General features: G+C 60.0%; 7 protein-coding genes. All 7 read left to right on the top strand.

Annotated features, from left to right (window positions below):
• The first annotated feature begins 10 nt into the window (after positions 1-10).
• A complete protein-coding gene (locus tag PV407_RS04100; protein ID WP_332088597.1) occupies positions 11-2,314 on the top strand; it encodes an AraC family transcriptional regulator in 2,304 nt (767 codons plus the stop codon).
• Positions 2,315-2,648: 334 nt separating this feature from the next.
• Positions 2,649-4,355 (top strand): hypothetical protein, encoded by a 1,707-nt coding sequence (locus PV407_RS04095; protein ID WP_332088596.1) that lies wholly within the window; start codon positions 2,649-2,651, stop codon positions 4,353-4,355.
• A gap of 81 nt (positions 4,356-4,436) precedes the next feature.
• Positions 4,437-5,399, top strand: coding sequence for an ABC transporter permease (locus PV407_RS04090; protein WP_332088595.1), 963 nt, complete (start codon positions 4,437-4,439; stop codon positions 5,397-5,399).
• 18 nt (positions 5,400-5,417) lie between these two features.
• Positions 5,418-6,296: a carbohydrate ABC transporter permease gene (locus PV407_RS04085; protein WP_332088594.1), complete on the top strand. Its 879-nt coding sequence runs from the start codon at positions 5,418-5,420 to the stop codon at positions 6,294-6,296.
• 48 nt (positions 6,297-6,344) lie between these two features.
• A complete protein-coding gene (locus PV407_RS04080; RefSeq protein WP_332088593.1) occupies positions 6,345-7,940 on the top strand; it encodes an extracellular solute-binding protein in 1,596 nt (531 codons plus the stop codon).
• 129 nt (positions 7,941-8,069) lie between these two features.
• The gene (locus tag PV407_RS04075; RefSeq protein WP_332088592.1) at positions 8,070-9,656 is read left to right on the top strand and encodes an extracellular solute-binding protein; all 1,587 of its coding nucleotides are present in this window, start codon (positions 8,070-8,072) and stop codon (positions 9,654-9,656) included.
• Positions 9,657-9,761: 105 nt separating this feature from the next.
• Complete coding sequence (locus tag PV407_RS04070) at positions 9,762-11,198, top strand: ArnT family glycosyltransferase (protein WP_332088591.1); 1,437 nt, start codon at positions 9,762-9,764, stop codon at positions 11,196-11,198.
• Positions 11,199-11,222: the final 24 nt, after the last annotated feature.

Genomic DNA, 11,222 nt, shown 5'->3' with positions numbered 1-11,222 from the left:
GGTGCGCATCTTGAACGTCGTTCGCCGCTTCTCCGCCATGCTCACTTTCAAGCGAAAGCTGTTTGCCGTGATCGTCCTTCTGAGCATCGCGCCCATTCCATTGTTCGGATTGTTTTCGTACTATACCGTATCGAACAGCGTGGAAGAGGAAGTCGACCTGAATCATCGGATGATTTTGGCGCAAATCGAAAACCACGTCGATACGTTTCTGCAGTCGCTGGGCAAATCTTCTCTTGAAATCGCTTCCAATCCTTCCGTCGAATTGTCGGTCCGCCACGGCATTTCCATCGAGCGCCATTTGACGGAGTCGACCGACATGATGGACGCCCTGCAAAAGTACCGCAGCTTGTCGGACATCGCCTTCGACGTATCGATCATTTACAATCAATTCGACAAAGTATATTCCAACCGGTACGGATATATCGATCTGGATCAGTTTCCGTATCGCGAAATCGTCCGGAACAGCCCGATGAAATACAACGGCTTCGTGGCCGTCTCCCCGGAAACGTACCCGAACCAGAACGAGATTTTGATCGTCCGGCCGATCCCGGCGACGAGCTTGCCGGGAATCGGGACGCTCGTCCTCCATGTCGATCCGGACAATTTGACGGCTTTTTTGAAGGAGCTTCACATCGGTCCGAAAATTTTGTTCATTCTCGACGAGAAAGGCAAAGTGGTGGCGGCCAGCAACGCGACCGCGGCGGAATACGATTTGGCCGCCTCCGTCCGGCTGTACGAATATTGGTCGCAGCCCGGCGACCGGCCGAGCCGGATCAGCTTCAACCATAAGCAGTACGATTTGTCGGCGCTCCGGTCCGCCTTCACGAACTGGACGTACGTGACGATGACGCCGACGGCCGAGCTGAACCGGAAGCTGACCGGCATCCAGCAGGCCACCTTCGGGATGGTCGTCCTGCTGTCCGGCATATGGCTGCTGCTCGCGATCGCCGGCTCGAACCGGCTGTACGTGCCGATTCAGCGGTTATTGTCCATCTTCGGCGCCGGGCCGTCGGAGCGGAACGACGCGATCCAGACGCTGGACCGCCAGCTCCGGCAAATGATGGCCGCCAACAAGCAGCTGCAGGTGCGGCTCGGCGAGCAGCTTCCGTATTGGCGGGAAGGCGTGTTTCTGCGTCTGCTTCGCGGCGATATGTCGGATCACGAGTTTCGCCTGCAAACGGAGCATTACGGCTTTCCGTTCGAAGGGAAATGGATTTGCGTCTGCATCGTCGAAGTCGACCGGTTCGACGAATTTCAGCGCGTGTACCCGAAGAAGGACCGGTCCTTGATCGCCTATGCGCTCAGCAAATTGATCGAAGAAATCGGCACGGCCGACTGCGCGGGCGTTACGGTCATCCCGCGTTCCGGGCAGTTCGCCCTGCTGCTCGGCATCGACCGTTGGGACGAGGAGGCCGAGTCGTCCGTCCTGGCGGTCTGCGACGAAATACGGCTGAAGGTGGCCGAATATTTTCCGTTTACCGTGTCCGTATCGATGAGCGGGGGGAAGCGGGATTACGGCGGCTTGATCGATTGTTACCAGGAAGCGCTGTCGCTGATGGGCTACCGGCTGCTGCTCGGGACGAATGTGACGATCACGCGGGAAACGATCGCCACATCCGTCAAGTCGTCCGGCCGTCCGCTCATCGAATCGCAAAAAATGATCATGCACAGCATCGCGCAAGGCGATTTCGAGCAGGCGGAAAGGCGGCTCGAGGAGCTGATGCGGCTCGTGCCGAAGTCGGTGCCGAACAAGGAAGCCGCGCTCGCGCTGTTCGCCTATTTGATCGGCGAGCTCGACGGATTTATTCACGAGCTCGGCTACGAGCTGGACGACTTTTTCGAAGCCGATCTGTACCGGTCGTTGTACGAGCTCCATTCGCTAGAGGACGTCGAGCGGTGGCTCAAGGAAACCGTTTTTCGCTCGATTCGGGAAAAGCTGGACACGCTCCAGGTTCGCAAGCAGAAACGGCTGCTCCATCAAGCGCTCGCGTACATTCACGACCGGTACGACCAGGATTTGTCGCTGCAGGGCGTGGCCGACCATTTCGGCGTCTCGACGAGCCAGATCGGCCGGGCGTTCAAGGACGGGCTCGATACGAATTTCAGCCACTATTTGATCGAATACCGGATCAACAAAGCGAAGGAATGGCTCGTCCATACCGATATGCCGATCAAAGAAATCGCCGAACGGCTGCGCTATACGACCGTCCACAACTTCACCCGCATCTTCACGAAAACGGTCGGCATGCCGCCGGCCGCGTACCGCAAACGCAATCGCGACGACAAGCCGAAAGACGAAGGACTGCCGTCCTGACCGCCGCCGCGCGCCCTTGCCCAAGGGCGCTATTTTTATGGGCGAAAAAAATGTTCGGACCGCGAACGAGACGAAGTCCTGTTCGCCGGCCGCGGCTCCTGCGCGTTATACGCGTTAACGGAACCGGATTCGTTTTTCTTGCCGCCTCCGTACGAAAAAGGAGGACTTTTTATCCGTATCGTCGCGCTTTTATCCGCAGCGGCGGGCGGCTGCGGGAAGTGATAATTGCGCGTTAAAAAGGCGCCGTGGTTCGATGAGGTTGAGCGTTACGAACGATAGCGGCTGTCGAGCGAAAAGGGACGGCCCCGATACCGCATAAGGGGAGGTGCGCGGGATGGACGATCGCAAGGCGGCGCTTCGAGCAGCGACAGCGCCGGAAGACGTATGGCGGTGGTTCGCCGGCAACGTGGAGTCCGAGTTCGGCAAGCTCGACCCGCGAACGGGACGATTTATGGAAGGCGAAGGGTGGGCGGTCACGAACCAGGACATTATGCTGTGCATGGCCGTCCTGTATACGAATCCGGCTGCCGGCAATCCGTTGTACGGGGATGAATCGCTTCTCGAACGGATCGGTTTGGCCGGGGACGCGCTGAGACGGTTTCAATATCCGGACGGCAAAGTCGAATTCGTGAAGGTGGACGGGTCCAAATGGGGTCCCATTTACATGCCGTGGTCGATGTACCATTGGCTCGAAACGTATCGGCTGCTCGCCGGCAAGCTGCCCGCGGAACGCGTCTCCGACTGGCGGGAAGGTTTGACGCTCGCCTTCGCGGGGATCGACCGCGAAATGGCGGAGCTGCTGGAGCGAAACGGCTATGGGACGTCGGCGGTGCACAACATCCCGACCTGGAACGCGATGGCGCTTCACCGCGCGTCGTCCGTGCTGGGGCGGCCGGAATGGAAGCGGACGGCGGAGACGATGATCCGGCTCGCGCTGGAGGCGCAGGACGCGGACGGGTTTTGGCCCGAACACCACGGACCGACGACGCTGTACAATCTCGTTTACGTGCACGCGCTCGGCTTGTACGGCCGCCATGGCGGGGAAATCGACGTGAAACCCGCCCTGGACAAAGCGCTCCGCTTCCATGAGCTGTTCACGTACCCCGACGGGTCCAAGGTCGAGACGGTGGACGGCCGGACGAAATACGACAGCCATCCGAGCCCGATGGGGCTCGCCGGCTTCACGCTGCTGCCGCGCGGCGAAGCGTACGCGCGCAGCCTGATCGCCTTGGCGATGGCGCGCGGCGTCAAGTGGAGGGCGCCTCATCTGGCCGACCTGCTGCAATATTGGAACGTCGGCGGCGAAGCGGGCAAGGGAGAGGCCGGCCGCTCGCCGACCGCATTCGATGAGCCGTACGTCGCGGACAGTCTGGCGCGCTCGCTCGTCGTCAAGCAGGACGGCTGGTACGTTTGCCTGAGCGCCTATGCCGCTCCGCGCGTCGAATCCCGCTGGGGACAAGACCGGCAAAGCTTCATCGGCGTATGGCACGAGACGACCGGCCTGATCGTCGGCGGAGGCAATTCCAAAAGCCAGCCGGAATGGAGCACGTTCGAGGTCCGAACGGCGGACGGCGGCCACGATTACGTCCCCCGCGCGGCGGCGCTCGACGTTCCCGCCCGCGAAGCGCGTCTTACGTGCGGATCGCGCACGCTGACCGTAACGCTGCGTTCGCTGAGCGCGGCTGCCGCGGAGCTCGAATTCCGCTCGGACATCGCCGCGGAGGACGAGGGGCTCGTCCATATCCCGCTTCGGCTGAAGCCGGGGCAGCCGCTTGCGGCCGGGGAGGACGGGCAGGCCGAGCCCGTGTCCGAGCGATCGTTTCGCATCGGCGAAGCGTCCGGTCCGCACGTCATCGGACACGCGGGCTGGCAGCTGCGGCTGGAAGGCGCGTACGAGCTGAGCTGGCCGTCGTACCCGTTCAATCCGTACGCCGAAGACGGCAAAGCGAAGCTGAGCGAGGCGGTCGCCGTTTTGACGCTGCCGCTCCGGGCGGGCGAAGCGCGGCGGCTGCATATACGCGCCGCGGACCGTTCCGGTTAGCCGGAACGGCCGGCCGGGCGACGGAGCCGCTTTTGCAACAATTATGAAAACGCTAACAAATCGAGATCCGGGAGGTTTGTCATGCCGCAATCCGCACCAACCGCCCCTAAAGCTTCCGGAGCGCCGATTTCTCCGGGCAAAAAAGTCGCTCTGAAGCTGTGGCGAGACCGGTTTCTGTACTTTCTCGTCCTGCCCGGCCTTGTTTATTTCATCGTGTACCGGTACGTTCCGATGCTCGGCATGGTGATCGCGTTCCAGGACTACAGCCCGTTCCTCGGCTTTACCGGCAGCGAATGGGTCGGCATGCGCCACTTCGGCAAAATATTCGCCGACCCGGAGGTAGTCCGGGTGCTGTGGAACACGCTGTACTTGTCGCTGCTGCAAATCGTGTTCGCCTTTCCCGCCCCGATCGTCCTCGCCATCCTGCTGAACGAGGTGCGCAGCCAGCTGTACAAACGGCTCATCCAGACGATCGTCTATTTGCCGCATTTTTTGTCCTGGGTCATCGTCGTCGGACTGTTTTTCATCTTTCTGCGCTCGGGCGGCATCATTAACCGGATATTGCAGGCGTATTTCGGCTTCGATGCGCCGATCGACTTTTTGATCGAGCCGGCCTTTTTCCGGCCGCTCATCATTTTGCAGGTCATCTGGAAGGAAGTCGGCTGGGGGACGATCATTTTCCTGGCCGCTCTGGCCGGCGTCAACCCCGATCTGTACGAAGCCGCGATCGTCGACGGCGCGAACCGGTGGCGGCAAATTTGGCACATTACGCTGCCCGGCATACGCAGCACGATCGTCATCCTGCTCATTTTGCGGCTCGGCAACGTGCTGGACAGCGGGTTCGAGCAAATTTTTCTGATGCTGAACGCCTTCAATATGGAGATCGGAAACGTGCTCGACACGTACGTGTACTACAAAGGGATTCAGCAGTCCGACTTCAGCTTCGCCACCGCGGTCGGGATGTTCAAGGGCATCGTCGGGCTCATTCTCGTGGGCGGCGCCAACTACGCGGCCAAAAAGTTCGGCGAGGACGGCATTTATTGACAGAAAGCGAGGATTCCGATGAAATACCGAACGTTGTCCGACAGGCTGTTCGACGGACTCAATTATTTGTTTCTGGCTTTGCTGGCGCTTACGATGCTGTTTCCGTTTCTGTACATTTTCTCCGTCTCGTTCACCACGTTCGACGAATTTTTGAAGAGCGAAATATTGCTCTGGCCGAAAGTATGGGTGACCGACGCCTACCAATACATTTTCCAGTCGAAGCCGTTCGTGCGGGCGATGGGCATGACCGTCTACCTGACGGTCGTCGGCACGATCGTCAACCTGCTGTTCACCGCTTCGATGGCGTACGCCTTGTCGCGAAACATTTACGGGCAGAAGCTGATGATGTTTATGGTGCTGTTCACGCTGCTGTTCTCGGCCGGAATGATCCCGACGTATTTGATCGTCAAGGCGACGGGGCTGCTCAACTCCATATGGGCGCTCATTTTGCCTTCCGCGATCGGCCCGTTCAGCCTGATCGTCGTCCGGCAGTTTTTCCTGAACATCCCGAACGAGCTGTACGAGGCGGCCGTCGTCGACGGGGCGAACGAGTTCACCATTTTCGGCAAGGTCATCCTGCCGCTGTCGAAGCCGGTATTGGCCGCCTTCGGCCTGTTTTACGCGGTAGGCCATTGGAACACGTACTTCGCCGGCATTTTGTACTTGAACGATCCGCGGCAGTGGCCGATCCAGGTCATTTTGCGGCAAATCGTCATCCAGAGCGACGCGAAAAACGCGCTCGGCGCCGCCGAGCAAATGATGCTGGAAAACCCGCCGCCGCCGGAAACGATCCAGATGGCGGCGATATTGGTCGCGACGCTGCCGATCTTGATCGTCTACCCGTTTCTGCAAAAGCATTTCGCCAAGGGGGTGATGCTCGGATCGGTGAAAGGGTGAATCGTTTCGGCTCTCGATACTTATTTGACGAAGGGTGGTTTTCGGTCTATGAAACGGACAAAAGCGTGGATCTATCCCGCGATAACGGCGCTGCTCGCCGCGAGCGCGGTCGGCTGTTCCTCGGGCGGAACGAAGAAGGACGATGCGGCGGGAACGCCGCCGGCGGGCGGGACCTCCTCGGACGCGAACAAAACATATACGATCACCGGCATGCGGTACGTGTACGGCGACGTTCCCGGCCTCGACGGGCGCGGCCTCAAAATGATCAACGAAAAATTCAACGTCGACTACAAGCCGAACCTCGTGCCGCAGGGCACTTACGACGAGAAGCTGACGGCGACGCTCGCATCCGGCACGATTCCGGACGTGACGCTGTTCCAGTCGGGCGATTTGACGGGCAAATTCAACAAATTCGCCAAGCAGGGCGCCTTTACGCCGCTCGACGAATATATCGACCAGTACCCGTCCTTGAAACGGATTCCGAAGTTCGTGCTCGACCAGTTCCGCGTAAACGGCAAGCTGTACGCGATTCCGCAATATTATCCGAAATTCGGCTTCACGACGATCATTCGCAAGGACTGGCTGGACAATCTCGGCTTGAAGGTGCCCACGAGCTACGAAGAGCTGAAGCAGGTGGCGATCGCCTTCACGAAAAACGATCCGGACAAAAACGGCAAAAACGACACGTACGGCATGGCCATCGGCAAAGACGTCAATCCGCCGTTTACGCAGGGCGCGTATTGGGATCCGGGCGCCTGGTACCATAAAGACGAGCAGGGGCGCTTCATTCCGGGCTTGATCGGACCCGGGCGCAAAGAGATCGTGACGATGCTTGCGGACTTGTACAAGGAAGGCGCGATTACCCGCGACTTCGCCACGATCGACTGGGCGAATACGAACAAAGAGTTTTACTCCGGCATCGCCGGCATCTTCATCGGGACGCCGCGCGGCATGTCGCAGGCGTACATGGACGGCTTGATGAAGATCAATCCGCAGGCGAAATTCGTCCATCTCGAGCAGTTCAAGGCGCCGGACGGCTCCCAAGGGATGACCGCCAGCTCCGGTTTTATCGGCTTCGAGGTCATTTCCGCCGAAGCGGGCAAGGACAAAGGCAAAGTCAGGCGCATTCTGGGTATGCTGGAGGCCGGACGCACGTTTTTCCCGGACGATCAGAAAAACGAAAAGAACGCCGCCTTCGACTGGCTGAACGGCAACGTGGGGACCGGCTACGACATGGTGGACGGAAAGCCGGTCGTCCGCAAGGAAACGGCGCCCCAAGGCTTGTATCCGCTCGCGTATTTGCCCGACGGCATCGCGTGGCCGGAAAAAGATTCCGACGTCAACTATTTGAGCGGGTACCAGGAGCCGCTCCGGCAGCTGGCCGCCGACATCATGAAGTCGTACTCGACGCTGAAATATTACGCCAATCCGAGCAACGGCATCGTGTCCGACACCTTGATCTCGAAAGGCGCGGAGCTGAACAAATATTTGTACGACGAGCAGACGAAAATGATAGCCGGCCAGCGCCCGATCTCCGACTGGGACAAAATGGTCGCGGAATGGAAAGCGAAGGGCGGAGAGCAGCTGATCAAGGAAATCAATGCCGAAATTAAAATCAAGGACGCCAAGGAAGGCTGGAACTGAAAAAAGCGAATGTCCGCGAAACCTGCCCGAGCCGCCGTTCGGGCGGGTTTTTCGCCATTCCCGCGCCCGGATGACCAAAGACATCCCCGCCGACTCGTGGTTTAATAAGGATAGAGGAGGTGCGAAGCCATGAGCGTTCATCGATCGGCCCAAACGGCCGCCGTCGTTATCGCCGCGCTCGCCGCCGCCGTCGCCCTGGCGGCCGGCTGCGACATCGCCCGCAAGCCGCCCGGCGGCAAAGCTTCCGATCCGGGCGGCGGAGCCGCGAGCGAGACGATCCGGACGGTCAGCTTCATCAATTACGTCTACGACGATATTCCTCCTCTGGAGGGCGAATCGCTCCGGATGATCCGCGACCGGTTCCGCATCCAGATCAAGCCGCGGTTCGTGCCGCAGTCCGACTATACGAGCAAGCTGTCCGTCCTGATGGCTTCGGGCACGATCCCGGACGTCGTCTCGCTCAAGGATCTCGATTCCAACTTTTTCAACTGGGCGAAGCAAGGGGCGTTTTTGCCGCTGGACGACTATTACGACAAATATCCGACGCTGAAGCAGGTACCCGCTCACATTCGCGACCAATTTTACGTGAACGGCCATATTTACGGCATTCCCCGCTACTACCCGAACCAATACACGTTCGTCATCGTTTTGCGCAAAGATTGGCTTGACCGGCTGAAGCTTCCCGTTCCGACGAGCTACGAGGAGCTGAAACGAACGGCGCTTGCGTTTACGAAGGACGATCCGGACGGCAACGGCAAAGCCGATACGTACGGCATGGCGCTGTCGCAGGATATCGGTCCCGATTACAATGCCGGAGCGTACTGGGCGGCGGACGCCTGGTACCATAAAAACGGCGACGGCGACTTCGTTCCCGGTCTGATCGGCCCCGGCCGCCGCGAAGTGATCCAAATGCTGGCCGACCTGTACAAGGAGGGCGCGGTGACGAAAGATTTCGCCGTCCTGAACTGGGCGCAGGGCAACAAAGAGTTTTACGGCGGCAAAGCCGGCATTTTCATCGGCACGCCGAGAGGCATGTCGGAGACGTACATGGAAAGCTTGCTGAACGCGAACCCGAACGCCCAATTCGCCTTCGTGGAGCCGTTCGAAGCTCCCGACGGCTCGCGGGGGTATACGTCGCAGTCCGGCTTTCTCGGCATCACGGCGCTGTCGTCCGAGCTGGCCCGCGATCCGGACAAGGTGAAGCAAATTATGGCCGTGATCGATTTCGGCCGCATGTTCATCCCTCCCGCGGAGCGCAAACCGAACAATCCCGATTACGATTGGAGGCTCGGCGGGCTCGGCAGCGGCTATTTCGTCGACAGCAAAGGAACGTTGACGTTCACGAAGCCGGCGGAAGGCAAAATCCCCTCCTCCTATTTGTTCGATTCGTTCATGTGGGCGCCCGGCGACGAGGCGAACCAGTATTCGGCCTATTACCAAAATCCGAAGCTCAAGGAGCTGACCGCCGGGCTCGAGCGCATGTTCGTCAAATACAAGGACAAAACGTACATCAACCCCGCGCGCGGCATCGTCACTCCGACGCGGTCCCAGAAAGAAACGGAGCTGGTCAAATATGTGCTCGCCGAACAGACGAAGATGATCGTCGGCCAGCGGCCGGTGGCGGAATGGGACGCGATGGTGAAGGAATGGATGGACCGCGGCGGCGCGGATTTGATCAAGGAAGTGAACGAAGCGATCCGGCAGCGCGGGCCATGAACGGGCTCGGCTGACCGTCCGAGCCGTGCACGGCGGGGCTTTACGCCGCCGTTCCCGATTGAGTAAGATAAGTCGTAGAACGAACGGGCGAGAGGGAGCGATGGAATGGATGCGTTGCGGTACGGTTTGGGGGAGCGGGTCTTCGCCCGCATGCTGGCGGTTTGCGGCTTTGCGCTGTTCGGCTGGATGCTGTGGCATTCGTTCGCGAACGCGTCGACGCATTTCGCCGGCTCGGCGGGGACGGTCGCGACGCTCGTCTTGGGGGCTTCGGCGATCGCGCTGGCGCTGGCGTACGCGATGGACCGCCGGCTCGGCCGGACCGCTTCGCTCGCCGTCGTGCTGGCGATCGCGGTCGGACTGCGGCTGGTCTGGATTTTCGCGGTCGATACGCAGCCGGTTTCCGACTTTCTCGATATGCACGCGGCCGCATTAAGCGCGGCAAACGGCGATGTTTCGTTCGGCACGAACGACTATTTTTCCCGCTGGGCGCACCAGCTCGGCTTTACGTTTTACGAGGCGCTCGTCATCAAGCTGTTCGGCCCGGACATGATCGTGCTCAAGCTGTTCAACGTGCTGTTTCAGGCGGGAACCGCGGTCGTCGTCTATTTGTCGGCGGCGAAAGCGTTCGGGGAAGCGGCGGGGAAAACGGCTGCGCTCTTGTACGCGCTGTACGTGCCGCATATTATGATGTGCTCCGTGCTGACCAATCAGCATATTTCGGTGTTTTTTTACTTTCTCGGCCTTTACTTGCTGATCCGCAACCGGTTCGCCGGCACCGTCGACTGGCTGCTGATCGGCCTATGCTTCGGCATCGGCAATTGGATGAGGCCGCTCGGCAGCTTTTTTCTCGTCGGCCTGCTCGCCTATGCCGGGCTCTTCCTGCTGGCGCCGCGTATCCGCGAACGGAAATGGCCGGGGCTCGTCGCCAAATGCTTCGGCGTGCTGGCCGTCTATTGGCTGCTGCAGCAGGCGGCGGGCTTCGCGCTCACGCAGGCCGGCGTCACGCCTTATCCGCTGTCGATCCAGGAGCCGTATTGGAAATTGATGATCGGGCTCAATCCGGACACGAACGGCGTCTGGTCGTACGACGATACGGTGTACGTGATGCAGTTTCCTCTGGGCGAGGAACGAAACCGGGCGGAGCTGGAGCTGCTGAAGGAGCGGCTGCGGGACAAAGGCAAGGTGGCGGCCCTGTTCGTCAGCAAGACGAAAGCGATGTGGGGGGCGGAGGATTCGGCCCCGATGTGGAGCTTGGCCGAGCTCGACAAGCCGGAGCTGTACAAAAGGACGGTGCAGGCCGAGCGGATTCAGTACGTCGTGATGGCGCTGTTCGGCCTGATCGCGACGGCGGCGCTCGCGTATCGCGGCATGTCCGCCGAAGCAAGCCTGTTTGCGCTGCTGCTGCTCGGCTATGCGGCGCTGCATGTCGTGATCGAGGTGCAGACGCGCTACCGGTTCGACATTTTTCCTTGCGTCTTCGTGCTGCAAAGCTTCGGAGCGGCCGTTTTGCTGAACGCCCTGAAGAAGCGGCTTCAACGATAAAAAGGCCCGGATTCCGGGGTCGTC

Source organism: Paenibacillus sp. GYB003 (genome assembly GCF_036577625.1).
In the GTDB taxonomy this organism is placed as follows: domain Bacteria; phylum Bacillota; class Bacilli; order Paenibacillales; family NBRC-103111; genus Paenibacillus_AB.
Note: the sequence above shows the minus strand (reverse complement) of the source record. Positions and strands in the feature narration are given on the sequence as shown.